The following is a 24,552-nucleotide window of genomic DNA, read 5'->3' as shown; positions in this document are numbered from 1 at the left end:
CTTTTAAGGGCGGGGCTTTTTACTAAAGCAGTTACAAGTTAGATAACTTGAACTTCTTCAGCTTGCATGCCTTTCTGACCGCGGGTAGCGATGAAAGAAACCTGTTGGCCTTCTTTCAGGCTTTTGAAGCCGTCGGATTGGATAGCTTTGAAGTGAACGAACAGGTCGTCACCGGATTGTGGAGTGATGAAGCCGAAGCCTTTTTCATCGTTGAACCACTTAACGGTACCGGTTTGGCGATTAGACATGGTGTAACTCCTTGAACAAAGATAACTGCGACTCAGGAAGAACCCTGGCCGAGACTGAGTGCAAAGAGCAGGAAAAATTCTTGTAGATGGTTGGATCGAAATTCAACATATCGTGTAGAGATTCTCAGTGACACAAGCAGCACAGTGGCGCCACCTTAACCCTTTTTCCGGAACGTGCCAATGGTTCTTGCGAAGGTTTCTCTGTTTTCATGACTGACGGTGCGTCGTACAACGGTGACGGCCCGGAATTCACGAGGGATCGGCGAGAATTGTCTCCCGGACTTTGAACCCGGAGCGCCTGCCCGGTAAGATGCCGGACAGAATTTTTCCACCTCGCTACTCAGGACACCCGCCATGAGCATCAAATCGGACAAGTGGATTCGCCGCATGGCGCAGGAACACGGCATGATCGAGCCTTTCGTCGAGCGCCAGGTGCGCGGCAGCGACGATAGCCGTGTGATCTCCTACGGCGTGTCCAGCTACGGCTACGATGTGCGTTGCACCAATCACTTCAAGGTGTTTACCAACATCAATTCGGCGATCGTCGACCCGAAAAACTTCGATGCTGGCAGCTTCGTCGACATCCACAGCGACGTGTGCATCATTCCGCCGAACTCCTTCGCTCTGGCCAGCACCGTCGAATACTTCCGCATCCCGCGTAACGTATTGACCATTTGCCTGGGGAAAAGCACCTACGCGCGTTGCGGCATCATCGTCAACGTCACGCCGCTCGAGCCTGAGTGGGAAGGTCACGTGACCCTGGAGTTCTCCAACACCACCAATCTGCCGGCGAAAATCTACGCGAACGAAGGCGTGGCGCAGATGTTGTTCCTTGAGTCGGACGAAGAGTGCGAAGTTTCCTACAAGGACCGTGGCGGCAAGTACCAGGGCCAGCGCGGCGTGACCCTGCCGCGGACCTGAGTCAACCGTCTGACAACCCGTTGGAATTCCTGAGCGAGCGTACACTCTATGGGGTGTACTGCTCCGATTCGCGCAAGGCGGATCGGGCCATCGCTCAGGAGTGCTTCATGAAGATCGATCCGCGAATAAGTGCCGAACTGGCAAGGCTTGAACCCAATCAGGTTGGCGTGCTGGCCTGGTCCTTGTTGGCACATCCGCCCGTCAGCATGGCAGGGGGCATCCCCCATCAGCCTGATCCCGACACCCCCAACGAAGATCCAACAGAACCCGGAGAGCCCACCCTGCCGGATGAGCCGCCTCCCGCGCCTGTGGTCTAAGGCCTGTCGCTGAAATCCGCCCCTGTAGGCGCTGCCGAAGGTTCGGGCCGCGTTCGGACGATCTTTTTTGGGTTGCGAGATTTCACAGCCGAAAAGCCAGATCAAAAGATCGCAGGCTTCGCCAGTTTCTACAGAGCGATCTGTAGCCGTGGGCGAAACCTGCGATATTTTTATTTCAGGTTGCCGCTCAAGAACTGCTTCAACCGCTCACTCTTCGGATTGCCCAGCACGTCTTCCGGCGCACCTTCTTCTTCCACCAGCCCCTGGTGCAGGAACAGCACCTGGCTCGAGACCTTGCGGGCGAAGCTCATTTCGTGGGTGACCATGATCATGGTCCGGCCTTCTTCGGCCAGGCCCTGGATCACCTTGAGCACTTCGCCCACCAGTTCCGGGTCCAGCGCCGAGGTCGGTTCGTCGAACAGCATGACTTCCGGTTCCATGGCCAGCGCGCGGGCAATGGCTACCCGTTGTTGCTGGCCACCCGACAGGAACGCCGGGTACTGATCCGCCACACGCGCCGCCAGGCCAACCTTGTCGAGGTAACGTCGGGCACGGTCCTCGGCTTCTGCCTTGCTGCAACCGAGCACCCGTCGCGGGGCCATGGTGATGTTTTCCAGCACCGTCATGTGGCTCCACAGGTTGAAGTGCTGGAACACCATGGCCAGGCGGGTGCGCAGCCGTTGCAGCTCATCGGGGTCGGCCACGTGGATGCCATGGTGATCCTTGACCATGCGGATGTTCTGGCCGTCGAGGCTCATGGTGCCGTCGTTGGGTTGTTCGAGAAAGTTGATGCAGCGCAAAAAGGTGCTTTTGCCCGAGCCGCTGGCGCCGATCAGGCTGATGACGTCACCGGTCTTGGCCTTGAGCGAAACGCCTTTGAGCACCTTATGATCGCCGTAGCTTTTATGCAGGTCTTCGATGGTCAATTTGTACATGGGACATGCATCCTCAAGGCGAAAGTAGGTAGCCGCTGCGATAGGCTTCGGTGCCCGCGACGTGGGCGATCACCATGCCGGCAGTGGCCATGCGCCGCAGCGAGCGGGCGTACATCAGCCCGGCGGCGGTGCAATGAACGGGGGTGATGCGATCATTGATAGGGTCGATGACTTCGGCGATCAGTTGCCCGGCCTCCACGTATTCCCCGGGCAGGGCCGTGAACACCAGCAATCCGCCCACGGGTGTCGATACCGGTTCGACACCGGCCAGCGGCGTGGCCGGGTAGGGCAGTTCCGGTAATGGCGCCGGCTCACCGTCAATCGCACCGAAGTAAATCAGATAATCGATCAGGGCCTGGCAATCGAGGCTGGCCAGCGGGTGATTGACGTCGCCCTGACCGCGTAATTCGACGGTGACCGAAAAACTGCCCAGCGGAATATCGAAGTGTTCGCCGAAGCGCTCCTTCAACTGCCACCAGAGCAGGGTGAAGCATTCATCGAACGACTGGCCACCCGAATCGGTGGCCAGCAGGCTGGCTTCGGCACCGATGTACCGCGCCAGCGGCTCGACCTGAGGCCAGGCCTCGGGTGTGGTGTAGAGGTGCGCGACGGCTTCGAAATCGCAATGCAGGTCCAGCACCATGTCCGCATCGCAGGCCAGCCGTTGCAGGGTCAAGCGTTGGGATTGCAGTTGAGTGGCGGCGGTCTGCCGCGTCAAAGCCTTGCGCAGGCTGTCGCGGATCAGTTCAAGGTTGCGTTGCGGGTCGTCGCCGAGCAGACCTTCGATCTCGTAGCCGACTTCTTCACTCAAGTCGACGAACCAGCGATTGAAGTTCTGCCCGCTTTCCAGCTCGTAGCGGCCCAGTGGAACGTCCATCAACACTTGTTCCAGGCCAACCGGGTTGGCCACGGGCACCAGCACGATTTCGCTGCGCAACCGGCCAGCGGCTTCCAGCTCCGCCAGACGTTGCTTGAGGTGCCAGGCCACCAGCATGCCGGGCAGTTCATCGGCGTGCAGGGAGGACTGGATATAGATCTTGCCTTTGGCCGCCTGGGGGCCGAAGTGGAAGCTGTGAATCTGTCGCACGGTCCCCGGCAGAGGGGCCAGCAGGTCATGAATCTGGTGGCGCATGTACGAATTGTCCTAGTGAGTCGGCCCGAGGAAGGCCAGCCATCGGCGTTCGGCGAGGCGGAACAGGCCGACCAGCGCAAAGGTAACGGTCAGGTAGATCAGCGCGGCGATGCCGAACGACTGAAAGGTCAGAAAGGTCGCGGAGTTCGCATCACGAGCGACTTTCAGGACATCCGGGATGGTCGCGGTGAACGCCACGGTGGTCGAGTGCAGCATCAGAATCACTTCGTTGCTGTAATAAGGCAACGAACGACGCAGGGCTGACGGCATGATCACGTAGGCATAGAGCTTCCAGCCCGACAGACCGTAAGCCTTGGCCGCCTCGACTTCACCGTGCGCCATGCTGCGAATCGCCCCGGCGAAGATCTCCGTGGTGTAGGCGCAGGTGTTCAGGGCGAAGGCCAGGATGGTGCAGTTCATCGCATCGCGAAAGAACGCATCCAGTACCGGTTGGGCGCGCACGGCGGCCAGGCTGTAAATCCCGGTGTAGCAAATCAGCAACTGGATATACAGCGGCGTCCCGCGAAACAGGTAGGTGTAGAACTGCACTGGCCAGCGGACGTAGACCTTGGGTGAAACCCTGGCGATGGACAGCGGGATCGACACCAGAAAACCGATGAAGATCGACGCGCTGAGCAACCACATGGTCATGGCCAGGCCGGTGATGTGGTAACCGTCGGTATAAAGGAAGGGCTTCCAGTAATCCTGCAAGAGTTCGATCATCGTACGGCCTCCCGGGAGCCGGCGGCGTAGCGGCGTTCAAGTTTGCGCAGGACGAAATTGGAGGCGCTGGTGATCAGCAGGTAAATCACCGCGGCCAACACCAGGAAGTAGAACAGTTGATAGGTGCTTTTGCCGGCGTCCTGAGCAGCTTTGACCAGGTCGGCGAGGCCGATGATCGACACCAGCGCAGTGGCCTTGAGCATCACCATCCAGTTATTGCCGATACCCGGCAGGGCAAAACGCATCATTTGCGGGAACACCACGATCCAGAAGCGCTGGCCACGCTTGAGGCCATAAGCGGTTGCGGCTTCGACCTGACCCCGTGGCACCGCAAGGATCGCCCCGCGAAAGGTTTCGGTGAAGTACGCGCCATAGATAAAGCCCAGGGTAATGACCCCGGCGCTGAACGGGTTGATCTCGATGTATTCCCATTCCATGAAGTCGGTGAGCGACGTCAGCCAGGTTTGCAGGCTGTAGAAAATCAACAGCATCAGCACCAGATCCGGCACGCCGCGAATCAGCGTGGTATAGACCTGCGCCGGCACGCGCACCAGTTTGACTTTGGACAGTTTGGCACTGGCGCCCAGCAAGCCGAGCAAGACGGCTACCAAGAGCGACAACACCGATAATTTGATGGTCATCCAGGTGCCTTCCATCAACAAAGGACCGAAGCCCTTGAGGCTGAAGGCGGAGAGCCCCAGATTTTGTAATAGGGTTTCGAACATAAATCAGCAACCTGATCGGATAAAAAAAGCGCCCATCGTGAGATGGGCGCCGGGCATTACTTGCCGCTGTACAGATTCAGATCGCCAAAGTGTTTCTTCTGAATGGTGGCGTAGGTGCCATCGTCGTGTAACGCTTTGATACCTTTATCCAAAAGTGCCTTGAGGTCTTTGTTACCTTTAGAGATACCGATCGCTGTTTTGGCTGGCAGCAATTCGCTGTCCACCGGCTTGCTGATTTCGTAATCGGTGCCTTTTGGCGACTTCAAGAAGCCCAGTTCGGCCTGCAGCATGTCCTGGATCGCCGCATCGAGGCGACCGGAAGTCAGGTCGGAATACACCTGATCCTGGTTCTGATAGGCCTGGGTTTTCACGCCAGCCTTGTCCAGAACGGCTTTGGCGTACGCTTCCTGGATGGTGCCTTGCTCGTAGCCTACGGTTTTACCCTTCAGCGAGGCGACGTCTTCGGTCAGGCCGGAACCTTTCTTGAACACGTAAGCGGTTGGGCCGGAGAACAGCTCGCTGGAGAAGTCGATGACTTTTTCGCGGGCGGGGGTGACGGTCATCGAAGAGATCACACCGTCGAATTTATTGGCCTTGAGGCCCGGAATCATGCCGTCGAAATCGCTTTCGACCCACTTGCACTTGACCTTCAGCTCGGCGCAGATCGCATTGCCCAGGTCGATGTCGAAGCCTACCAGGCTGCCATCGGCTGCTTTGGACTCGAACGGCGCGTAGGAAGGGTCAACGCCAAAACGCAATTCTTTGTATTCCTTGGCCAGCGCGGAGCCGGCAGCCATGCACAACGCCAGTGCAGAAAGGGTCAGCAATGCTTTTTTCATTATTCAATCCCTAAGAACCAATATGAGCGCTTGTGGCGCAGAAGTACTGTTACTGAAAAGCGTAAGACCTATTAAAAGTAGCAATTTCCGAACCAGAGTCCCGAACAAGCGTTTAAAAGGTAGTACAAGAAGTGGCAATGCGGGATTTGTGCACGAAAACGGGCGCCGCCAGATCTTTGCGTCTGGATGGTGCGCTGTGTGGGCCAGGGGGCTAGCTCTGATCAGCCAGTCAAGGTGCAGAACCTGTGGGAGCGGGCTTGCTCGCGAAGGCGGTGTGCCAGGCAACATTGATGTCGACTGACACTCCCTCTTCGCGAGCAAGCCCACAGTTGACGGTGCCAGGCGCCAAATGTGGGAGTGGGGTTACTTGCCGGGCGTCAACGTCAACCGCGTTTTGCCATACACCTTGTCAAAGTTCTGCGGCTGCATCGGCAGGCTCATGTATTGCCCCTTTAGCCATGGATCGACGCTGTCGAGATAGTGCGGGCTGGCGGGGTTGCCGGATTGGCCGGTACCGTTCTGGCCCATCAGCGGTTCTGTCTGGCCGAAGTCGACGATAAAGCGCATGGCGGGCGCCAGCGTGGTGTTGAAGTCCTGTCCCCAGGTGAACGCGGCAGTATTGAGCGTGGTGTGGTCGCCGCCGGCCGCCAGCGGACCGCGCACGGTCTGGCCTCTGGCGTTCTTCCACTCGTAGCGGTGCAGTTTGCCCCACTGCCAGGCTTTGTGGTCGCCGCCCAACTGGCTGTCACCCGCGCTGATCGCCGAGGCCAGGCTACGGGCGAGAATCGCCGGTTTGTCTTCTTTCTGTGCAGTGCGCACGTCATCCCAGAACGGACTGTCCTCACGGCCCAGCAGGTGATCGGCCTGAGCTGCGTAGGACAACTTGCCGTTGACGATAAAGGCTTTCCACGCCGGGCTGCTTTCCGGGCCCAGTTCGTCGAGGAAAATCTGTTTCGTGCTTTCCTGCAGGAACAGCTCGTAAATCGCCGCGTCGGCGGAGGTCGGGCTCAGTTTGCCGTCGAAGGCCATCAAGCGTGTGTACGTCTCGCGAGCCTTGCCGCGGTCCGCAACCGGCAACGCTTCGATGGCCTGCTTGAGTGGCTGAGCCATGCCCGGCGCTTCAAACATTTTCTTCAGTTTGGCGGCGAAGGTGGTGGTTTGGTCGTATTGCATGGCGATCAGGCTGCGAGTGTCGTGTTTGCCCACGCCCGCCAGTTCGGCCATGCGTTCGCCGCGCTCCGGGGCGGACCAGGAATTGGACAGCTGCATGCCGTAACCATGGGGAATGACCCGCTGGTTGGCGGTGCCGAGCCAGCCCTGAGCCGGGTCCTGGTCATACGGGTGGAGCATCGGGTCGGCGTAACCGTCCCAGTCGTAGCGACCTTCCCAGCCTGGCGACGGCAGCAAGCCTTCGCCTTCGCGACGGTTCGGGTAGCGACCGGTGACTTGCCAGCCGATATTGCTGGCATCGGCAAACACCAGATTCAGGGCAATGGCACGGATCTCACGGCTGGCGTCCGACGCTTTCTCGGCGCTCTGTGCTCGGGACAGGTCGAAAAAGGCGTCCAGGCTTTTGTCGTCGGTGAAGTCCGGCATCTGCAAGGCCAGACCGTAACCATTCGCCAGCGCGGTGCCTTGTGCGCTGTTGAGCAGCGGCCCGTGGCGGGTTTCGTACACCGCTTCGCGAATCGGCCGCTGGCCTTTGACGAAATAAGTTTCGTTGCGCACGATCGCCGGCTGCCATTTGCCGCCCACTTCGTAGGAAAGGCCGTTGCCCTGGCGTTTGATTTTTTCCAGGAACAGGTCCTGGTTGTCGCCCATGACGGTGGTCATGCTCCACGCCACTTTGCCGTTGAAACCACCGAGCACCATCGGTAACCCGGCAATGGTCACGCCGGAGGCCTGGTATTTCGGCGCGCGAATCTGCACGTAACTGAGCAACGACGGCACGCCCAGCGGCCCGTGGCTGTCGCTGGCCAGCAGGCTTTTGCCGCTGCGGCTGCGTTGCGGGGCGATCGCCCAGTTGTTCGAAGACGTGGCGCCCAGCAGATTCAGATCCGACAGTTGGCCGGTGGCTTTGCCTATTTCGCTCAGCCCCGGGATTTGCCCGTTGAGTTTGATGCCCTGAAGTTTTTCGGCTTCAGCCACCGGCAGTTTTTCGTCGGGCGCAGACGGCGTCAGCCACGCCAGTTTGTCGGTGCTGACGGTCTGGGCCAGCATCAATGAGGAAATCTCTTCCGGCAGGTTCGCCGATTGGCTGAAGTTCAGCAGGCAGAACATCAGCGCCGAATCTTCCGGTTTCCAGTATTCAGGCTTGTAGCCGGTGGCCGCGAGGTCCGCAGGCAATTTGTCGCGGTAGCGGAACAGGTAGGCGTTGACCCCGCGGGAATAGACTTCGAAGAACCGCTTGAGACGCGGCGAAGAGGCCTTGTACAGCTCGTCCGCGCTTTTCTTCAGATTGACCGCGCGCATGTAGCGGTCGGCGTCGAGCAGGTCCGAACCGGACATCTCCGCCAAACGGCCCTGGGCCAACAGGCGCAGAGTGACCATCTGGCTGATGCGGTCGCTGGCGTGCACGTAGCCGAGGGTGAACAGCGCATCGTGGAAGCTGTTGCTCTCGATCAGCGGCATGCCCATGGCATTGCGACGAACCGAAACGTTCTGCGCCAGACCCTTGAGCGGTTGCACGCCGGAGGTGGGCGGGAGGGTGTCCTGAGTGTTCCAGGTCTGACAACCGGTCAGGCTCAAAACACCGGCCACTGCTGCGGCAACGCCGAACCGGGGAAGAAAATGTGTAAGGGCTGGCGAGGCCATGGCAAAGCTCCTGCGGGGGGTAGAGGCGCAATAAAGGCGCTACGTTAGTGAGCAGGAGGAGGCCGCGCAAGCGGGGTGTAGGGTTATTTCAGGAAATGTCTGATAAACCACAAACTTCTGGACGATGCGTTACCCGTGGCGAGGGGGCAAGCCCCCTCGCCACAACAGCCTCCTAACCACAGGGTTTGTGTTTGCCTCAGGATTTAGGTGGATTGACCTTGTCCACCAGCGCATACGCCTTCACCGTCGCCGGGCGGTTCTGGATGTGGTTGAACCAGCGCAGCACGTTAGGGAAGTCTTCCAGGTTCTGGCTCTGCCATTTGTGGGAAACGATCCACGGGTAGATCGCCATGTCGGCAATTCTGCCCGGCCATCGGCCCCAGGCCGCCCATCTGCCAGAACAGCCATTGCAGCGCCTGCTGGTGCCCGCGCAGGTCCTTGGGCAAGAACTTGCCGGTTTTCTCCGCCAGGTACAAAAGAATCGCCCCCGACTCGAACAGCGACAACGGAGCTCCGTCATCGGCCGGCTCGTGATCGACGATGGTTCCAAATCAAGAGACATAGTCAGGTACGGGCAGCGACCGCGAGCATCAGGTCGTCCTGTTTGCGTTTGATGGCTTGCCAGTAGCAGGAAGTGATGCTGAAGTGCGGAAAACTCAATGACCTTGCATGAGAAAAGTCGGCATGGAGCTCAAGACGAACGCGGCGCTGATCATCATCGATCAACAAAAAGGCATCCTGCACCCCAGGTTGGGTCGTCGAAACAACCCACAGGCCGAAGAGCGCATTCTGGAATTGCTGGGGCATTGGCGTCGAACCGGGCGGCCGGTGATTCATGTGCAACACCTGTCCCGTTCAGCGGATTCGGTGTTCTGGCCGCAGCAATCGGGGGTGGAGTTTCAGCAGCGATTTCAGCCATCGGTCGGTGAGTGGCTGATACAGAAGCAAGTGCCGGATGCGTTTTGTTCGACGGGGTTGGAGGCGCGTTTGCGCGAGGCGGGGATCGATCAGTTGATCATCGTTGGTGTGGCGACCCACAACTCGGTGGAGTCCACGGCGCGAACGGCCGGGAATCTGGGGTTTGAAGCGTGGGTTGCGGAGGATGCGTGCTTTACCTTCGACAAGGCGGATTTTTTCGGCAACGACCACTCAGCCGAGGAGGTACATGCGATGTCGCTGGGTAATTTGCATGGCGAATATGCGACGGTCGTGGGCACAGCAGAAATATTAATGGCTGGCTGAAAACCTGTGGGAGCGAGCCTGCTCGCGATAGCGTTTTAACGGCCAAATTGATAGTGAGTGTGCCGCCGTCTTCGCGAGCAAGCTCGCGAAGGCGATTCAACAGGCGAAAAAATTATCCGCCCGAAGCATCAAGCGCCGTGGCACTTCTTGAATTTCTTGCCGTTGCCGCAGGGGCAAGGGTCGTTGCGGCCGACATCCTTCAGGGCGTTGCGCACCGGCTCCTGGTGGGCGTGGCCGCAGTTCGGGCCGTGGACATGGCCATGGTCGTGATCATGGTGGTCGTGATGGTCATGATCGTGGTTGCAGTCAGGGCCATGGACATGGGGTTGCTGGGTCATCGGGGTCACTCCGGAATTAAATCGGCGGCGATTATCACGCCATTGCGCGCCAGGTGCACGTAGTGCGCGATGAATATACCGGTTTCAAGTGTGCCTTCCAGACGATAGGGAATCGGTTGATCGGGTTTTTTCAGCAGTTTCACCAGGTCCCGGACTTTGGGCCACAGGTTGGTGCGGATCGGTACTTTGAAATAGGCGCTGCGCTTGGGGCCTACGGTGAACCAGTGTTCGTGCTCGCCTTCGGTCAGCAGGATGTCCCCCAGGTGAATGCGATATTCCAGGGCGCGCACCGTCAGATCTTGGTCATTGGGATTGTCGACGCGAAAATGCAGCAGGAATTTCTGCTCCAGCAGCCTGGCCCGGACCACCTCGACCTTGACCAGATGGACCTGCGGATCCGGCAGGTCGTCACTGAACCATGAGGCGCAGCCGCCGAGTCCTGAAAACAGCAGCAAGGTGAACAGATAGAGCGCGAGTCGTCGGGTGGTCATGGTCGTGTTTCTCCCTTTGTAGCAGCTGGCGAAGCCTGCGTTCGGCTGCGAAGCAGTCGCCAACCCTGGCGCCTCGGTCTATCTTAAACACCGCGCCGCCCGGTTTCACGACTGCTGCGCAGCCGAACGCAGCCTCACAGGCTCGACAGCTGCTACAGGGATCACCTCAAGCGCTGAAATAACTCGCACAACACTTCTTGAACTTCTGCCCGCTGGCGCAAGGGCACGCATCGTTGCGCCCGGCCTTGAGTGGCACGGTAGGGTCGATGAAGTACCAGCGGCCGGCGTTCTGTACAAATGACGAACGTTCGCGGTGGCTGTGTTCGCCGCTGTTGTCGTGCCAGCGAGCGGTAAAGGTGACGAAGGCGTGCTCCGGCTGACCGCCGAAGACTTCGGCGCTCTCCACTTCCAGGCCCAGCCAGGTGCTTTGGGCGCTCCAGTCGCTGATCGACTGGCGATCCAGGCCGGTCTGTTGCGCGGGCAGGGTGGTCGCCACCAGATAGTCGACCAGCCCCAGCACATAGGCGCTGTAGCGCGAACGCATCAAGACTTCGGCGCTAGGGGCCGGATGGCCGGCGTGGTAATGACCGCAGCAGGCATCGAGCAGCGTGCCGCTGCCGCAAGGGCAAATGGATGTACTCATTGCGTTACCACCAATATTTCCCGAAGTTTTCCGGATTGGCCCAGAAGCGTGAGTTGAGCCAGTCGGGCACCTGTTTGTAGTCAAGCAGATCGTAGGTAAACAACGTCAACACTTGATCGTCGCGCTGGAAGCGTTCGCTGGCTTGCAGGGCCAGGGAGAAAAAATCCGTCTCCTGCCAGCCGCTGGCCGGCAAGTCGGCCAGCACTGCAATGCGGCTGGCATTGAGGTTGCGTATTCCGCCGAGCAGATTCAGGCCGTCGCGCTTGGGCAAGTGTTCGAGGCAATCGACCACCAGCGCCAGATCATACCGTTGCGCCGCCAGTTCGGCCGGCAATGGCCCGGGCGCGGCAAAGGCGACGATGCTCTGCGGGTGCGCGAGCTGGAACGCCGCGAGCGCGGGGAATTCGCTGGCGCCCATCAGCAGCAGACGCGCCGGGGCGTAACGATCAAGCAATGCGGCCAACGCCTGTTGGGGCGTGCGCGAAGAAATACCTGCAATCATCGAAGATCCTCAATCAGAACGCCAAGACTAGCTTGTCTTGTCGGGCGGTTTAAGCAAAAAGCGGCGATCTTCCGTGAACATAGGGCAAAACAGCAATGGCCTATTGCTGGCGGAGATTAAAGCTCGGGTCTTTACTTCCTGAATCGGCTTTAAGCCGATCCCTCAGGAGAAGAACTAGATGAGCATAATTCGGACAGCATTACCCTTGGTTCTGCTAACCAGTGTGTTGACTGGTTGCGCAGGTTTGCAGAAAACTGACTGGCCGACCTGTGCGGCGGTCGGTGGTGTCGTCGGTGCAGGGCTCGGCGCGACAGAGAGCGCGGCATGGGCGGGCTATGGCGCGCTGCTGGTCGGCGGCACGACAGCGGCCTGGTGCTGGGTGCACGGCGATGGCGACGAGGACGGCGATGGCGTGCCGGACAGCCGCGACAAGTGCCCGCACACACCTAAAGGCGTGCGGGTCGATGCCGACGGCTGCCCTCCACCGGCGCCTGTGCCGGTGGTCGAAGAGAATGCGGTGGTCAAGGAAGAAGTCATCGTTATCCGTGATGTTCACTTCCAGTTCGATTCGGCCAAGCTCACCCCTTCCGATAAAGAGGTACTCAACACCGTTGCCACGCGCCTGAAACAGGAATCCTCCGGTTCCCGACTGACCGTCACCGGTCATACCGACAGCGTCGGCAGCGATAAGTACAACCAGAAACTGTCGGACAGGCGCGCCCATTCGGTGGTGGAATACCTGATTTCCCAAGGCGTGCCACGCAGCAGCTTCGTGTCTGTGACCGGTGCCGGTGAAAGCCAGCCGGTGGCCGATAACAAAACCGCTGACGGCCGTGCGCAGAACCGCCGCACAGAAATCAAAATCAACCGCTGAGTCCCTTGTACTCCGCGGCTTGTGCAGTCGCGGATGCGGGTCTTTACTCCTGTGTGACCGGTATGGGCCGGTGACACAGGAGCATTCACAATGAGCGTTCTCACAAGGACCGTCTTGCCGGTTATGTTACTTGGCAGTCTTCTTTCCGGTTGCGCGACTCACAGCGATGGCACCGCCCCCTTGAATCAACGAACCTGGCCAATCTGCAGTGTCATTGGCGGACTGGTCGGCGGCGGTTTGGGCGCGATCGAAAGTGGCGGTTGGGCGGCAGGTGGAGCGGCGCTCGGGATCTTGACCGGTGGTTTGATCTGTTATGCCCAGGATGGCGATGAAGACGATGATGGTGTCTTCGATCGACGCGATCGCTGCCCCGATACGCCCGCCAGTACGCCTGTCGAACATCACGGTTGTCCGTTGCCGCAGTACCCGGCCAGCGTGAAACCTGCTGAACCTGAAGCCGCGAAATCCGAAGTCATCACCCTGAGCAGTAACGTGTTGTTCGCTTACAACAAATCCAACCTGACGCCCGAAGCGCACAGTCAGCTGGATTCGTTGATGGCCAAATTGCAGAGCGCCGATGTGGTGAGCATCAAAGTCGTCGGTCATACCGACAGCCAGGGTTCGGACGCCTATAACCAGAAACTGTCGGAACGTCGTGCCAGCAGCGTCGCAGCCTACCTGTTGAGTCAGGGGCTGGCGCCGAACAAACTCACCAGTGAAGGCAGGGGCGAAAGCCAGCCGGTGGCCGATAACGACACGGAAGAAGGGCGAGCGCAAAACCGTCGCGTGGAGTTGCACATCAATCGCTGAGCTTTGTGATCAAGAGGCCTGTGATAGAGCCGTCGGAGGACCATCAAGGTGGGCCCGGCGGCCATTCGGCGCCTACCGGAAGAATTTTCTGTTGCCCTCTGGCTTATCCCGCCTGTAAGCCGTTACTGTGCGTGCAAAGAATAATTCTCAACGGAGGAGCGTATGAAGGTGTTTTGGGGGCTGGGGAAGTTGTTGACCCTGCTGTTCTGGTTGGTGGTGCTGGTCAATCTGCTCATACCGTTTGTTCATCCGCTGCACCTGTTGATCAATCTGGCCGGCAGCCTGTTGGCGCTGACTCATCTTCTGGAGCTAGTGTTCTGCAACCGCAGCCTCAAAGGTCGAGCCCACCCCTGGCGTGATCGCCTGAAGATTGTCTTTTTCGGCGTTTTTCACCTGCAAACCATTCCGGCCCCGGCCACTGCGAAGGCTTCCCATGCGTAAACTCTGTCTGCTCGCCGCACTCATCAGCCCATTGGCCTGCGCCCAGGTGGTGAGCGTCGAAACCAACTCGCTGATGCGCTTGCCCAACACCGCCAGCGCCTTGCAACTGGAACGGCTGGAAGTCGCCGATCACGGTACCTTGCTGATTCCCTCGAACGTGACTGAAGTGACCGTCGGTGAGTTGCACCTGGGGCGCGACGCGCGGATCGCCATTGTGCCGAGCGAACAGGCTTTGGTATTGAAGGTCAGCCGTGCCGAGTTGTCCGAAGGCAGCCAGATCACTGCGCGGGGCGCGGCGGGGACTTATCAGAAGGCCGCGCGCTCCGGGCGTAATCTGAACTTGCAGATCAAGGCCTTGAAAGCACCGCAACTGTCGGTAGACGCACGCGGTGGCGCGGGTGCACCGGGTTTTGTCGGTCTCGATGGCGGCAACGGCGCGGCATCGGGTTGCACCGGGGGGCAAGGTGGCGATGGCGGCGACGGCGGTGATGGCAGCGACGGCCAGCCAGGGGCACCGGGTGCGCTGGTTCGGTTAGAAGTGCCGCGTGAATTCCCGGCAGAGCAAATCAAGGTCGAAGTGGCGGGCGGTGCCGGTGGCGTGGCAGGGACTGGTGGCAAACCGGGAGCGGGCGGCAAGGCCGAGGGCTGCATCGTGTACACAGCCGATGGCGGCAAGAGCGGTCGTCCTGGCGCTGATGGTCAGCCAGGGCCTGCCGGGGCGGCGGGTTCGGTGAGCATTCAGCGGTTGTAAGAACGACTGAGCCCCTCTGTGGCGAGGGAGCTTGCTCCCGCTGGGTCGCGAAGCGGCCCCCAAAACCGGCGACTCTGTTCTTTCAGAACGTGCGCAGTGATCGATTACGACTGCTGCGCAGCCGAGCGGGAGCAAGCTCCCTCGCCACAGAGGCTATGCATTGCTCAGAGCATCGGCCGAGCCGCAGCAATCGCCACCAGCACCAACCCGACCATCAGGTTAATCCCCACCAACCGGCGAATCCTGCCCAGCGTCGCCGCACCCGTCGGCCAATCCTGAGCCTCCACCGCCGTGCGCAGTTCCGGCAGCAGCAACGCCTGAATCCGGATAAACAGCGCCACCATCACCACGTACAAGCCCATCATCACCTGCACATAACGCGGTGCCGCTTCAAACCCGGTGAACTGCAAATGAATCATGCCCACACCGCTGATCGGCAAAAGCACCACCGCGACCCAGACCCAGCGGAAAAAACCTTGAAACACTTCCACCCACAGCTTCAACCGGGCAGGGCCTTCCAGCGCCTTCATCGCCGCGGGACGCAGGACCATCCAGGCGAAAAACATGCCGCCGACCCACACCAGGGCGGCCAGGACATGCAGGATATAAACGATGCCAAAAGGTGTCATTGGGGTACTCCGTTCTGCGCGGGATTAATTAGCGGGGTATGATAGCGGCCGATCCGAACCACTGAAAATTTATCCAGCGTTTTTTGCGCCCGACAATCCATGATCAGCACCGAACTCAAAACCACGATCCAGGGCGCCTACTCGCGTTTTCTCGAAGCCAAGAGCCTCAAGCCGCGCTACGGCCAACGCCTGATGATCGCCGAAATCGCCAAGGTCCTCGGTGACATCGACACCGACGACGAAGGCCGGCGCAGTGGCGACCCCGCGATTGTCGCGGTGGAAGCCGGCACCGGTACCGGCAAAACCGTGGCTTACAGCCTGGCGGCCATCCCCGCCGCCAAGGCCGCCGGCAAGCGTCTGGTGATTGCCACGGCCACCGTGGCCCTGCAAGAGCAGATCGTCTACAAGGACTTGCCCGACCTGATGCGTAACAGCGGGCTGAATTTCAGCTTCGCGCTGGCCAAGGGCCGGGGGCGCTACCTGTGCCTGTCCAAGCTCGACATGTTGCTCCAGGAAGGTCACGCGCAAACCGCCACCGCGCAGCTGTTCGAAGAAGAAGGCTTCAAGATCGAGGTCGATGAGGCCAGTCAGAAGCTGTTCACCAGCATGATCGAAAAGCTCGCCGGCAATAAGTGGGACGGCGACCGTGACAGTTGGTCGACTGCGCTGGAAGACGCCGACTGGGCGCGCCTGACCACCGATCATAGCCAGTGCACCAACCGTCATTGCCCGAATTTCGGCCAGTGCGCCTTTTACAAGGCGCGCGAAGGCATGGGCAAGGTCGACGTGATCGTCACCAACCACGACATGGTGCTGGCCGACCTGGCCCTGGGCGGCGGCGCGGTACTGCCGGACCCGCGCGACACGATCTACGTGTTCGACGAAGGCCATCACCTGCCGGACAAGGCCATCGGCCACTTCGCCCATTACACACGCCTGCGCTCCACCGCCGACTGGCTGGAAACCACCGCCAAGAACCTCACCAAATTGCTCGCCCAGCATCCATTGCCGGGAGATCTGGGCAAGTTGATCGAGCAGGTGCCGGAGCTGGCGCGGGAGATCAAGACCCAGCAGCAGTTCATGTTCAGCGCCTGTGAGCAGGTCGCTGACTTCAAACCCGGCGAAGATGTCGAAGGCCGTGAGCGGCCGCGTCACCGTTTCGTCGGCGGGGTGATTCCCGAGCACATGCGCGAAATGGGCATCGAGCTGAAGAAGGGCTTTGCCCGGCTGACCGACCTGTTCACCCGGCTCACCGAACTGCTCAAGGAAGGCATGGACGGCGAGGTCAACATCGGTATCGCCAGCAACCAGGCCGAAGAGTGGTATCCGTTGTTCGGCAGCCTGCTGTCCCGTTCTTCGGGCAACTGGGAGTTGTGGACCGCCTTCACCGTCGAAGACCCGGAAGACAACCCGCCCATGGCCCGTTGGCTGACCCTGGCCGAAAGCGGTTCGTTGTTCGACATCGAGGTCAACGCCAGCCCGATCCTCGCGGCGGAAATGCTCCGGCGCAACCTGTGGAACGTGGCTTACGGGGCGCTGGTGACCTCGGCGACCCTGACCGCCCTCGGCACCTTCGACCGTTTCCGCATGCGCGCCGGCCTGCCTAAAACCGCCGTGACCGCAGTGGTCCCGAGCCCGTTCCATCATGCCGACGCCGGCGTGCTGCGGGTGCCGGACCTCAAAGCCGACCCGCGTGATGCGCCGGCTCACACCGCAGCGATCATTCGTGACTTGCCGGAACTGGTCGAGGGTTCCCGTGGCACCCTGGTGCTGTTCTCCTCACGCAAACAGATGCAAGACGTATTCGACGGGCTGGACCGCGACTGGCGCAAGCAAGTGTTCATTCAAGGCAACCTGTCGAAACAGGAAACCCTGAACAAGCACAAGGCGCGGGTCGATGGCGGGGACTCCAGCGTGCTGTTCGGCCTGGCGAGTTTTGCCGAAGGCGTGGATTTGCCCGGTGCCTACTGCGAGCACGTGGTGATCGCCAAGATTCCGTTCTCGGTGCCCGACGATCCGGTCGAAGCCGCGCTGGCTGAGTGGATCGAAGCCCGTGGCGGCAATCCGTTCATGGAAATCTCGGTGCCGGACGCGTCGCTGAAACTGGTCCAAGCCTGCGGTCGCCTGCTGCGGACCGAAGAAGATCGCGGCACCATCACCTTGCTCGACCGTCGTTTGGTCACGCAGCGCTACGGCAAAGCTATTCTCAATGCGTTGCCGCCATTTCGTCGTGAAATTTCCTGATGCGCCGGTGGGCAAATAGGCCCGCCGCGTTGTCTACCTCACTGCCACTGCTTTTCCACTGGCCCATTGATGGTCGTTAGGGAGAACCACGTTCCTATGATTCGCCGTTCGTTGCCCACTGTTTTTGCCTTGATGTTCGCAACCCCTTTGCTGGCGGCCCCTGCCGACCAGCAGACGCTGTTCAATTTTGTGCGCCCCGCCGACGTGGTTCAGGTGGCGACCCAGGACGCCAGCCTGCCGCAATCCAACGCGGAGCAAACAGCTGAAGGTGAAGTGCTGCGCCGCGTGACCTTCAACCCGGTCGCCCAGCCGACCGTGCGCCTGACGCCGCAGACCGGTGCGTGGGACTGGTCGCAGTCGGGCGTCATGAGCCTGCGGATCCAGAGCGCGATGAGCTGGGCCGTGACCCTGTACGTGAACATCCAGAGCAATGACGGCAAAACCCTGGTCAGCCGTGTCGATCTGCCGGCCGGCCCTGCACAAACCCTGCTGGTGCCTTTGGTCGCCAGTTCGCCGCTGAGCCAGGGCATGAAAGCCGGCCCGCCGATGCCGATGAACTTCGAGGGCCAACGTGTGTTGCTGGCCAGCAGCGCCGGTGAGCTGGATCGCAGCCAGGTGGTGTCGGTGACCTTGTCGATGGACCAGCCGAAAGTCGCCCAAAGCATTTTGCTCGAGCGCTTCGGCGTGCAGGACGGCGAGGCCGTGACCAAAGCCGCTTATGGCGGTCTGGTGGACGCCTATGGGCAATCGACCCGGGCCAAATGGCCGGAGAAGATCGGCAGCGACGAGCAACTGAAATCCGCAGCCGCCAAAGAACAGCAACAACTGAAAACCTGGCTGGCCGAGCGCGAGAAGGCGTCCCTCGACAAGTTCGGCGGCTTGAACAAAGGCCCGGTGTTCAAGGCCAGCGGTTTTTTTCGCACCGAAAAGCGTGACGGCCGCTGGTACCTGGTGACTCCGGAAGGTCATCCGTTCTATTCCCTCGGCGTTAATACCGTGACCCCGAGCGTCAACCAGACCTACGTCGCCGGTCGTGAGTGGATGTTCGAATCCCTGCCCAAACCCGACGAACCCCTGGCCAGCCATTATGGCGAAGGCGATAACCGTGGCGGCAACGGTGCCGATCAGGGCCGAGCCTACAACGCCGGTCGCTGGTACGATTTCTATGGCGCCAACCTGCAGCGTCTTTATGGCGAGCCTTGCGCACCGGGCAGCGACACCAAGGCCGGTGTGGCTGAAGCCGCCAAGGCCGGCGCCGTTGAAGCGTCGGTCGAAAAAGCGGCCGAGCCAACCGCCGCCGAACCCTGCAAAGTGGTTATCGACGAAAAACGCTGGGCCAGTCACACCCTCGATCGCCTGCAAGCCTGGGGCTTCAACACCCTCGGCAACTGGAGCGCGCCTGTTCTGGGCAATGCCGACCGTGTGCCGTACACCTTGCCGCTGTCGATTGTCGGCGATTACGCCAGCATCAGCACTGGCACCGATTGGTGGGGCGGCATGCCCGACCCGTTCGACCCGCGTTTCGCCATGGCCACCGAGCGCGCCGTGGCCATCGCCGCCCGCGATCATCGCGACGATCCATGGCTGATCGGTTACTTCGCCGACAACGAACTGGCCTGGGCCGGTCCCGGTGACGACCCGAAGGCTCGTTATGCCTTGGCCTACGGCACCTTGAAGATGACCACCGACGTGCCGGCCAAACGCGCCTTCCTCAAACAGCTGCGAGACAAGTACCGTAACCAGGCGGGTCTGTCGAAAGCCTGGGGCATTGATCTGCCGGCCTGGGAATTGATGGAGGACCCGGGCTTCGTGCCGCCGCAACCGAGCGCCGAATACCCGGAAATCGAAGCCGACTTCAAATACTTCCAGAAGGTCTTTGCCGACACTTACTTCAAGACCATTTCCGACTCGCTCAAATGGCATGCGCCGAATCAACTGTTGCTGGGCGGCCGCTTTGCAATCAGCACCCCGGAAGCGGTTGAGTCCTGCGCGCAATACTGCGATGTGTTGAGCTTCAACATGTACACCCTGCAACCCCAGGACGGTTACGACTTTGCCAGACTGCGCAGCCTGGACAAACCGGTGCTGATCACCGAATTCAACTTCGGATCAAAGGATCGCGGCCCGTTCTGGAGCGGCGTGACGCAACTGGCGAAGGAAGAAGACCGCGGCCCGGCTTACGCCAACTTCCTCAAGCAGGCGATGAGCGAGCCGTCAATTGTCGGGGTGCACTGGTTCCAGTACCTCGATCAACCGGTGACCGGCCGTCTGCTGGATGGCGAGAACGGGCACTTCGGTCTGGTGGGCATTACTGATCTGCCGTTCCAGGGGTTCGTCGACAGCGTGCGCAAAAGCAATGTGCAGATTGTCGATCAACTTGGCAAAGAGGCCGAGAAGGCCAGGGCCGAGGTGGATAAAGCCAGTCACGACGCCGAGGGCGGCAGGAAAGGCGAGGCAGGCAAAGGCCCGGGGAAAGGGGCAGGGCATGCAGGTGGGCATTCGGGCAACGGCCATTGATTGCTGAGTTCTGACACACTGCGTCATCGTTCTTCGCGAGCAAGCCCGCTCCCACACTGGATCGCGTCCGTCTGGATACCTCGGTCAAATGTGGGAGCGGGCTTGTTCGCGAAGGCGTCATCAGCATCGCCGCTTCTCAAAGCGGAATACAGGGCTACCTACCACCCAGCCCACGACTGTTCCCAAAACCCTCAAGGGCTGGAACAATGCGGGCCACTTTGTAGAGCGTTTATCCGGGAGAGTTGCGGGTGCAGATTCAGGGTCATTACGAGCTTAAGTTCGAAGCGGTGCGCGAAGCGTTCGCCGCGCTGTTCGACGATCCTCAGGAACGCGGCGCGGCGTTGTGCATCCGGATCGGCGGTGAAACCGTTCTCGACCTCTGGGGCGGTACCGCCGACAAGGACGGCCTTGAGGCCTGGCACAGCGACACCATTGCCAACCTGTTTTCCTGCACCAAAACCTTCACCGCCGTGACGGCGCTGCAATTGGTGGCCGAAGGCAAGCTGCAACTGGATACCCCGATCGCCCGCTACTGGCCCGAGTTTGCCGCCGCCGGCAAAGAGTCCGTGACCCTGCGCCAGTTACTCTGCCATCAGGCCGGTCTGCCGGCACTGCGCGAGTTGCTGCCCGCCGAAGCACTTTACGACTGGCAGACCATGGCCGATGCCCTGGCCGCCGAAGCGCCATGGTGGACGCCGGGTCAAGGTCACGGTTATGCGGCGATTACCTATGGCTGGCTGGTCGGTGAATTGCTGCGACGCGCCGACGGTCGTGGGCCGGGCGAATCCATCGTGGCGCGGGTCGCCAAGCCTTTGGGGCTGGATTTCCACGTCGGCCTTGCCGACAAAGAGTTTCATCGTGTGGCGCACATCGCCCGTAGCAAAGGCAACCTCGGTGATGCCGCGGCCCAGCGCTTGCTGCAAGTGACCATGCGCGAACCGACGGCCATGACCACCCGGGCCTTCACCAACCCGCCGTCAATCCTGACGAGCACCAACAAGCCGGAATGGCGGCGCATGCAGCAGCCGGCCGCCAATGGCCACGGCAATGCCCGCAGCCTGGCCGGGTTCTACGCCGGTCTGCTCGATGGCAGTCTGCTGGAAAGCGAAATGCTTGACGAGTTGACCCGCGAACACAGCATTGGCGAGGACAAGACGTTACTGACCCGGACCCGATTCGGCCTGGGTTGCATGCTCGATCAACCGGACGTCCCCAACGCCACCTACGGCCTCGGCCCACGGGCGTTCGGTCACCCGGGTGCCGGCGGCTCCATCGGTTTTGCTGACCCAGAACACGATGTGGCCTTCGGCTTTGTGACAAATACCCTGGGGCCGTACGTTTTGATGGATCCACGAGCTCAAAAGCTTGTGCGAGTACTGGCCACTTGTCTGTAAATCACGCTCAAGGGGGCCAGGGCCGGAACCCGAAAGCCTGTGTGGTTTCAAAGCGTCTGTTTATCCGGGGCAACCCGGTCTGATTCTTCATTACTTCATTTTGTGGATATCCCATGTCGTCCAATAAAACCCTCGCCCTGGCCCTGTGCTTCGCTATCACCGGTTGTGCACAAACCCCACAAAATGACGCCGCAGGCGGCAGCAGTTGGTGGCCGTTCGGTTCTTCCGACAAGGTTGCGACTAAAGAACCTACCCCGGCCCCGGCACCCCTGAAACCTGCTGCCACAGCACCTGTCACCAAGGCTGAAGCCGATGCCGGTGGCAAGTGGTGGTGGCCGTTCGGCGGCAAGGAGCAGAGCACCGCCAAAGCAGCCGTGCCGATGCCCGATCCGAAAGTCACCCAGGCCTGGCTCGACGACTACGAACCGCGTCTGCGCGAGGCCATCAAGGACAGCAACCTGAAACTCGAGCGCCGTGAAAATGTGCTGGTCGTCACGGCCCCGGTAGAAGGTTCGTTCAACCCTGATCGTCCGGCCATGCTGCTGCCGGTGACCCTCGGCCCGTTCACCCGTGTCGCGAAAATCCTCGAAGCCGATCCAAAGACTGTCGTGCTGGTACTCGGCCACAGTGATACCTCGGGTGCCGCACCGGCCAACGTGAAACTGAGCCAGGAGCGCGCCCAAGCAGTGGCGGCGATCTTCCGTCTCAGCGGCCTGCAACGTGATCGCCTGATGCTGCGCGGCATGGGCGGTGAGGCCCCACGTGCCGCCAACGACAGTGCTGAAGGTCGTGCCTTGAACCGTCGCGTCGAGCTGTTGGTGACGCCGGCAGACACCATGGTCGCGTTGCTGAACAAGTACAACATGCCGGCACCGGCGCCGGTGACCAAAGTTGTCGCGCAAGACGTCAAGCCAGTGGCCAAGCCTGTTACCCCTGCGCCAGCCACCAAAAAAGCAGCCACCAAAAAAGCAGCCGCGAAAAAAGCACCGGCCAAGAAAGCGGCCGCCAAGGCTCCAGCCAAAAAAGCACCGGCTAAAACCGCGACCCCAGCGAAAAAGACGGCGCCGGCCAAAGCCGCTGCCGATTCGAAGAGCACTACCGCCGCCGATGCTACAAAGCAGTGATTCGTTAACCAAAAGGAATGCGCCATGACCAAGGCCTTGGCTGATATGCGTCGCGATTACACCCGTGATGGCCTGACCGAGGCGCAAGCCCCGGCCGAGCCGTTCACGCTGTTCCATCAGTGGTTCGCCGACGCGGTGAAAACCGAGCAGCTGCCGGTGGAGGCGAATGCCATGACGCTGGCCACCGTCGATCAGGACGGCCGGCCGCATTGCCGCATTCTGCTGCTCAAGGGCCTGGATGAGCAGGGCTTCACCTTTTTCACCAACTATGAAAGCGACAAGGGGCAGCAACTGGCAACCAATCCATTTGCGGCCATGACGTTCTTCTGGCCGGCCCTGGAGCGCCAGGTGCGCATCGAAGGGCGGGTGGTGAAGGTCACGCCTGAAGATTCCGACGCCTACTATCAGGTTCGTCCTCTGGGCAGCCGTCTTGGTGCCTGGGCGTCGCCCCAGAGCCGGGTGATCGCCGATCGTGGCGAACTGGAAGCGTTGCTCAAGAACACCGAGCAACGTTTCAGCGACACCCAGCCTCACTGTCCCGAGCACTGGGGCGGTTATCGCTTGCTACCCGAGCGCATCGAATTCTGGCAGGGCCGTCCGAGCCGTCTGCACGATCGCCTCAACTACCGCTTGCAGGGCGCCGACTGGGTTCGTGAACGCCTGGCTCCCTAAACGGTCTACCGATCGGGATACCCTGCCGCAGCGGCCTCAAGCCACTGGGGCAGGTCTCGACGCTTGATCTTCTGCGCTTGAGCGTTCGCCAGTTGCTGGAGCATGAAGGCTCTTTTCTGTTCGTCTTTACCCGCCAGTGACAAGGCCAGGTCGCGGTCCATCCAGCGTTTGATCCGCACGTACAGCCACCAATGGAAGTACAAACCGGCGACGGTCGTGACGACAATGATGAAGTAATCCATGGAAATCCTTGGGTCAGCGGCGCAGATTTTGTAATTTGACGCTACTGTGTGGTGAGTTCGAAAAGTGCCTGTACCGGGCCTGAATGAAACCAATTTTATCCGGGCGATACCGTGACAGGCGTCAAGCTGCGGAGTTTAATGGACACCTGTCCTATGGAGTTTGATGCTATGCGTAAGTCTGTTCTGCTGGTTGCTTCCTTTTCCACGATGGCGATGTTGCTCACTGGCTGCCAATCGAGCCTGACCGGTGACTCCTACTCCCGTGACGAAGCGCGTCGCGTGCAGACGATTCGCATGGGCACCATCGAAGCCCTGCGTCCGGTGAAAATCGAAGGTACCAAAACCCCAATCGGCGGCCTCGCGGGTGCAGCCGTGGGTGGTGTAGGCGGTAGCGCCATCGGCGGCGGTCGCGGCAGCATCGTCGCAGCGGTCATCGGCGCGGTTGCCGGCGGCCTGGTGGGTTCGGCGGCCGAAGAAGGCCTGACCCGTACGCAAGGTGTTGAAATCACCGTGCGCGAAGACGATGGCAGCATGCGCGCCTATGTGCAGGAAGTTCAGCCAAACGAAGTGTTCCGCGTGGGTGAGCGGGTGCGGATCTCCACTGTGGGTGGGACCAGCCGCGTTACGCACTAAGCGGGGACGAAGGGTAAATGAAAACCCCGATCAGGTGACTGGTCGGGGTTTTTTGTGTCTGCTGCCTTCACGCATTGCACGTGAGTTGGAAGTAATGGTCTGGGTCGTGAATGGGCTTTCCTATCAGCCCTTCGATCGCTGAAAGTTGCAACTGGGACAGGTTGTAGCCTTCCCAGCCTTGCTGGTCTGAAGTCCAGCCCATGATGACTTTCAGTTGGTCATCCGATCCGTCGGGTAAATCTTCCTCGAACGCGAGGAATTCGGTTTCGATATCGAACGCTTCTACGCGATAAATCAAAATTCGGTGTCTCCTGAGGACATCCAGTTAAAGGTAGGCTAAGTGCCTCGACT

Annotated in this window: 27 protein-coding genes and 1 pseudogene; 13 read left to right on the top strand and 15 right to left on the bottom strand. The window is 60.3% G+C overall.

Annotated features, from left to right (window positions below; translation table 11 throughout):
* Window positions 1–38: 38 nt before the first annotated feature.
* A complete protein-coding gene (locus LOY38_RS23625; protein ID WP_002554837.1) occupies window positions 39–248 on the bottom strand; it encodes a cold-shock protein in 210 nt (69 codons plus the stop codon).
* 354 nt (window positions 249–602) lie between these two features.
* On the opposite strand from LOY38_RS23625, the gene dcd reads away from it, so the two are divergent.
* A complete protein-coding gene (gene dcd / locus LOY38_RS23620) occupies window positions 603–1,169 on the top strand; it encodes a dCTP deaminase (protein WP_007904652.1) in 567 nt (188 codons plus the stop codon).
* Window positions 1,170–1,276: 107 nt separating this feature from the next.
* Window positions 1,277–1,486, top strand: coding sequence for a hypothetical protein (locus LOY38_RS23615; protein ID WP_019580966.1), 210 nt, complete (start codon window positions 1,277–1,279; stop codon window positions 1,484–1,486).
* A 170-nt stretch (window positions 1,487–1,656) separates the two neighbouring features.
* On the opposite strand, the gene LOY38_RS23610 is transcribed toward LOY38_RS23615, so the two are convergent.
* The 7 genes and pseudogenes from LOY38_RS23610 to LOY38_RS23580 all read right to left on the bottom strand — a co-directional run.
* Window positions 1,657–2,421 carry an ABC transporter ATP-binding protein gene (locus LOY38_RS23610; RefSeq protein WP_258697281.1) on the bottom strand — a complete coding sequence of 255 codons (765 nt, stop codon included), beginning with the start codon at window positions 2,419–2,421 and terminating at the stop codon, window positions 1,657–1,659.
* 13 nt (window positions 2,422–2,434) lie between these two features.
* Complete coding sequence (locus tag LOY38_RS23605) at window positions 2,435–3,553, bottom strand: succinylglutamate desuccinylase/aspartoacylase family protein (protein ID WP_258697280.1); 1,119 nt, start codon at window positions 3,551–3,553, stop codon at window positions 2,435–2,437.
* A 12-nt stretch (window positions 3,554–3,565) separates the two neighbouring features.
* The gene (locus LOY38_RS23600; RefSeq protein WP_258697279.1) at window positions 3,566–4,276 is read right to left on the bottom strand and encodes an ABC transporter permease; all 711 of its coding nucleotides are present in this window, start codon (window positions 4,274–4,276) and stop codon (window positions 3,566–3,568) included.
* A complete protein-coding gene (locus LOY38_RS23595; protein ID WP_258697278.1) occupies window positions 4,273–5,001 on the bottom strand; it encodes an ABC transporter permease in 729 nt (242 codons plus the stop codon). The genes LOY38_RS23600 and LOY38_RS23595 overlap by 4 nt, the downstream gene beginning before the upstream one ends.
* Window positions 5,002–5,057: 56 nt before the next feature.
* Complete coding sequence (locus LOY38_RS23590; RefSeq protein WP_258697277.1) at window positions 5,058–5,840, bottom strand: transporter substrate-binding domain-containing protein; 783 nt, start codon at window positions 5,838–5,840, stop codon at window positions 5,058–5,060.
* A 363-nt stretch (window positions 5,841–6,203) separates the two neighbouring features.
* Window positions 6,204–8,654, bottom strand: coding sequence for a penicillin acylase family protein (locus LOY38_RS23585; protein WP_258697276.1), 2,451 nt, complete (start codon window positions 8,652–8,654; stop codon window positions 6,204–6,206).
* A 196-nt stretch (window positions 8,655–8,850) separates the two neighbouring features.
* A pseudogene (locus LOY38_RS23580) lies at window positions 8,851–9,196 on the bottom strand (thiol:disulfide oxidoreductase); the annotation flags it as partial.
* Between the two features lie 142 nt (window positions 9,197–9,338).
* Between LOY38_RS23580 and LOY38_RS23575 the strand changes: the two are divergent.
* On the top strand, window positions 9,339–9,896 hold the full coding sequence (locus LOY38_RS23575) for a cysteine hydrolase family protein (protein WP_258697275.1): 558 nt from the start codon (window positions 9,339–9,341) through the stop codon (window positions 9,894–9,896).
* 128 nt (window positions 9,897–10,024) lie between these two features.
* Here LOY38_RS23575 and LOY38_RS23570 read toward each other — a convergent pair whose 3' ends face one another.
* The 4 genes from LOY38_RS23570 to LOY38_RS23555 all read right to left on the bottom strand — a co-directional run bounded on the left by LOY38_RS23570 (window position 10,025) and on the right by LOY38_RS23555 (window position 11,870).
* The gene (locus LOY38_RS23570; protein WP_007906737.1) at window positions 10,025–10,234 is read right to left on the bottom strand and encodes an SEC-C metal-binding domain-containing protein; all 210 of its coding nucleotides are present in this window, start codon (window positions 10,232–10,234) and stop codon (window positions 10,025–10,027) included.
* 5 nt (window positions 10,235–10,239) lie between these two features.
* The gene (locus LOY38_RS23565; protein ID WP_258697274.1) at window positions 10,240–10,725 is read right to left on the bottom strand and encodes an LEA type 2 family protein; all 486 of its coding nucleotides are present in this window, start codon (window positions 10,723–10,725) and stop codon (window positions 10,240–10,242) included.
* 166 nt (window positions 10,726–10,891) lie between these two features.
* Window positions 10,892–11,368 carry a YchJ family protein gene (locus LOY38_RS23560; RefSeq protein WP_258697273.1) on the bottom strand — a complete coding sequence of 159 codons (477 nt, stop codon included), beginning with the start codon at window positions 11,366–11,368 and terminating at the stop codon, window positions 10,892–10,894.
* Window positions 11,369–11,372: 4 nt separating this feature from the next.
* Complete coding sequence (locus tag LOY38_RS23555) at window positions 11,373–11,870, bottom strand: DUF6231 family protein (protein ID WP_258697272.1); 498 nt, start codon at window positions 11,868–11,870, stop codon at window positions 11,373–11,375.
* A 178-nt stretch (window positions 11,871–12,048) separates the two neighbouring features.
* On the opposite strand from LOY38_RS23555, the gene LOY38_RS23550 reads away from it, so the two are divergent.
* From LOY38_RS23550 to LOY38_RS23535, 4 genes are all read left to right on the top strand, one after another.
* Window positions 12,049–12,744 carry an OmpA family protein gene (locus tag LOY38_RS23550; RefSeq protein ID WP_258697271.1) on the top strand — a complete coding sequence of 232 codons (696 nt, stop codon included), beginning with the start codon at window positions 12,049–12,051 and terminating at the stop codon, window positions 12,742–12,744.
* 90 nt (window positions 12,745–12,834) lie between these two features.
* Window positions 12,835–13,554, top strand: a complete 720-nt coding sequence (locus LOY38_RS23545; RefSeq protein WP_258697270.1) for an OmpA family protein — start codon at window positions 12,835–12,837, stop codon at window positions 13,552–13,554.
* A 162-nt stretch (window positions 13,555–13,716) separates the two neighbouring features.
* On the top strand, window positions 13,717–13,995 hold the full coding sequence (locus tag LOY38_RS23540) for a DUF1145 domain-containing protein (RefSeq protein ID WP_258697269.1): 279 nt from the start codon (window positions 13,717–13,719) through the stop codon (window positions 13,993–13,995).
* Entirely contained in the window at window positions 13,988–14,746 is a 759-nt protein-coding gene (locus LOY38_RS23535; RefSeq protein ID WP_258697268.1) for a collagen-like protein, read from the top strand. Before LOY38_RS23540 ends, LOY38_RS23535 begins: the two co-directional genes overlap by 8 nt.
* Window positions 14,747–14,910: 164 nt before the next feature.
* Here LOY38_RS23535 and LOY38_RS23530 read toward each other — a convergent pair whose 3' ends face one another.
* Window positions 14,911–15,375: a CopD family protein gene (locus LOY38_RS23530; RefSeq protein ID WP_258697267.1), complete on the bottom strand. Its 465-nt coding sequence runs from the start codon at window positions 15,373–15,375 to the stop codon at window positions 14,911–14,913.
* A gap of 99 nt (window positions 15,376–15,474) precedes the next feature.
* Between LOY38_RS23530 and dinG the strand changes: the two genes are divergently transcribed.
* From dinG to pdxH, 5 genes are all read left to right on the top strand, one after another.
* Complete coding sequence (dinG, locus tag LOY38_RS23525) at window positions 15,475–17,619, top strand: ATP-dependent DNA helicase DinG (RefSeq protein ID WP_258697266.1); 2,145 nt, start codon at window positions 15,475–15,477, stop codon at window positions 17,617–17,619.
* A gap of 96 nt (window positions 17,620–17,715) precedes the next feature.
* Window positions 17,716–20,136: a beta-galactosidase gene (locus LOY38_RS23520; RefSeq protein WP_258697265.1), complete on the top strand. Its 2,421-nt coding sequence runs from the start codon at window positions 17,716–17,718 to the stop codon at window positions 20,134–20,136.
* A gap of 248 nt (window positions 20,137–20,384) precedes the next feature.
* The gene (locus LOY38_RS23515; protein ID WP_258697264.1) at window positions 20,385–21,530 is read left to right on the top strand and encodes a serine hydrolase domain-containing protein; all 1,146 of its coding nucleotides are present in this window, start codon (window positions 20,385–20,387) and stop codon (window positions 21,528–21,530) included.
* A 113-nt stretch (window positions 21,531–21,643) separates the two neighbouring features.
* Window positions 21,644–22,654: an OmpA family protein gene (locus LOY38_RS23510; RefSeq protein ID WP_258697263.1), complete on the top strand. Its 1,011-nt coding sequence runs from the start codon at window positions 21,644–21,646 to the stop codon at window positions 22,652–22,654.
* A gap of 24 nt (window positions 22,655–22,678) precedes the next feature.
* Window positions 22,679–23,326: a pyridoxamine 5'-phosphate oxidase gene (pdxH, locus tag LOY38_RS23505; protein ID WP_258697262.1), complete on the top strand. Its 648-nt coding sequence runs from the start codon at window positions 22,679–22,681 to the stop codon at window positions 23,324–23,326.
* Window positions 23,327–23,331: 5 nt separating this feature from the next.
* Here the strand turns inward: pdxH and LOY38_RS23500 are convergent, their stop codons facing one another.
* The gene (locus LOY38_RS23500; RefSeq protein WP_258697261.1) at window positions 23,332–23,568 is read right to left on the bottom strand and encodes a hypothetical protein; all 237 of its coding nucleotides are present in this window, start codon (window positions 23,566–23,568) and stop codon (window positions 23,332–23,334) included.
* 168 nt (window positions 23,569–23,736) lie between these two features.
* Between LOY38_RS23500 and LOY38_RS23495 the strand changes: the two genes are divergently transcribed.
* On the top strand, window positions 23,737–24,201 hold the full coding sequence (locus tag LOY38_RS23495) for a glycine zipper 2TM domain-containing protein (protein WP_258697260.1): 465 nt from the start codon (window positions 23,737–23,739) through the stop codon (window positions 24,199–24,201).
* Between the two features lie 67 nt (window positions 24,202–24,268).
* Here LOY38_RS23495 and LOY38_RS23490 read toward each other — a convergent pair whose 3' ends face one another.
* A complete protein-coding gene (locus LOY38_RS23490; protein ID WP_258697259.1) occupies window positions 24,269–24,499 on the bottom strand; it encodes a hypothetical protein in 231 nt (76 codons plus the stop codon).
* Between the last annotated feature and the right edge of the window lie 53 nt (window positions 24,500–24,552).

This window comes from Pseudomonas sp. B21-015, from assembly GCF_024749285.1.
Taxonomy (GTDB): Bacteria; Pseudomonadota; Gammaproteobacteria; order Pseudomonadales; family Pseudomonadaceae; genus Aquipseudomonas.
Note: the sequence above shows the minus strand (reverse complement) of the source record. Positions and strands in the feature narration are given on the sequence as shown.

Bases quoted from the DNA above. Each gene is read 5' to 3' on its own strand.
- LOY38_RS23625 (WP_002554837.1), bottom strand. From the start codon at position 248: ATGTCTAATCGCCAAACCGGTACCGTTAAGTGGTTCAACGATGAAAAA.
- dcd (WP_007904652.1), top strand. From the start codon at position 603: ATGAGCATCAAATCGGACAAGTGGATTCGCCGCATGGCGCAGGAACAC.
- LOY38_RS23615 (WP_019580966.1), top strand. From the start codon at position 1,277: ATGAAGATCGATCCGCGAATAAGTGCCGAACTGGCAAGGCTTGAACCC.
- LOY38_RS23610 (WP_258697281.1), bottom strand. From the start codon at position 2,421: ATGTACAAATTGACCATCGAAGACCTGCATAAAAGCTACGGCGATCAT.
- LOY38_RS23605 (WP_258697280.1), bottom strand. From the start codon at position 3,553: ATGCGCCACCAGATTCATGACCTGCTGGCCCCTCTGCCGGGGACCGTG.
- LOY38_RS23600 (WP_258697279.1), bottom strand. From the start codon at position 4,276: ATGATCGAACTCTTGCAGGATTACTGGAAGCCCTTCCTTTATACCGAC.
- LOY38_RS23595 (WP_258697278.1), bottom strand. From the start codon at position 5,001: ATGTTCGAAACCCTATTACAAAATCTGGGGCTCTCCGCCTTCAGCCTC.
- LOY38_RS23590 (WP_258697277.1), bottom strand. From the start codon at position 5,840: ATGAAAAAAGCATTGCTGACCCTTTCTGCACTGGCGTTGTGCATGGCT.
- LOY38_RS23585 (WP_258697276.1), bottom strand. From the start codon at position 8,654: ATGGCCTCGCCAGCCCTTACACATTTTCTTCCCCGGTTCGGCGTTGCC.
- LOY38_RS23575 (WP_258697275.1), top strand. From the start codon at position 9,339: ATGGAGCTCAAGACGAACGCGGCGCTGATCATCATCGATCAACAAAAA.
- LOY38_RS23570 (WP_007906737.1), bottom strand. From the start codon at position 10,234: ATGACCCAGCAACCCCATGTCCATGGCCCTGACTGCAACCACGATCAT.
- LOY38_RS23565 (WP_258697274.1), bottom strand. From the start codon at position 10,725: ATGACCACCCGACGACTCGCGCTCTATCTGTTCACCTTGCTGCTGTTT.
- LOY38_RS23560 (WP_258697273.1), bottom strand. From the start codon at position 11,368: ATGAGTACATCCATTTGCCCTTGCGGCAGCGGCACGCTGCTCGATGCC.
- LOY38_RS23555 (WP_258697272.1), bottom strand. From the start codon at position 11,870: ATGATTGCAGGTATTTCTTCGCGCACGCCCCAACAGGCGTTGGCCGCA.
- LOY38_RS23550 (WP_258697271.1), top strand. From the start codon at position 12,049: ATGAGCATAATTCGGACAGCATTACCCTTGGTTCTGCTAACCAGTGTG.
- LOY38_RS23545 (WP_258697270.1), top strand. From the start codon at position 12,835: ATGAGCGTTCTCACAAGGACCGTCTTGCCGGTTATGTTACTTGGCAGT.
- LOY38_RS23540 (WP_258697269.1), top strand. From the start codon at position 13,717: ATGAAGGTGTTTTGGGGGCTGGGGAAGTTGTTGACCCTGCTGTTCTGG.
- LOY38_RS23535 (WP_258697268.1), top strand. From the start codon at position 13,988: ATGCGTAAACTCTGTCTGCTCGCCGCACTCATCAGCCCATTGGCCTGC.
- LOY38_RS23530 (WP_258697267.1), bottom strand. From the start codon at position 15,375: ATGACACCTTTTGGCATCGTTTATATCCTGCATGTCCTGGCCGCCCTG.
- dinG (WP_258697266.1), top strand. From the start codon at position 15,475: ATGATCAGCACCGAACTCAAAACCACGATCCAGGGCGCCTACTCGCGT.
- LOY38_RS23520 (WP_258697265.1), top strand. From the start codon at position 17,716: ATGATTCGCCGTTCGTTGCCCACTGTTTTTGCCTTGATGTTCGCAACC.
- LOY38_RS23510 (WP_258697263.1), top strand. From the start codon at position 21,644: ATGTCGTCCAATAAAACCCTCGCCCTGGCCCTGTGCTTCGCTATCACC.
- pdxH (WP_258697262.1), top strand. From the start codon at position 22,679: ATGACCAAGGCCTTGGCTGATATGCGTCGCGATTACACCCGTGATGGC.
- LOY38_RS23500 (WP_258697261.1), bottom strand. From the start codon at position 23,568: ATGGATTACTTCATCATTGTCGTCACGACCGTCGCCGGTTTGTACTTC.
- LOY38_RS23495 (WP_258697260.1), top strand. From the start codon at position 23,737: ATGCGTAAGTCTGTTCTGCTGGTTGCTTCCTTTTCCACGATGGCGATG.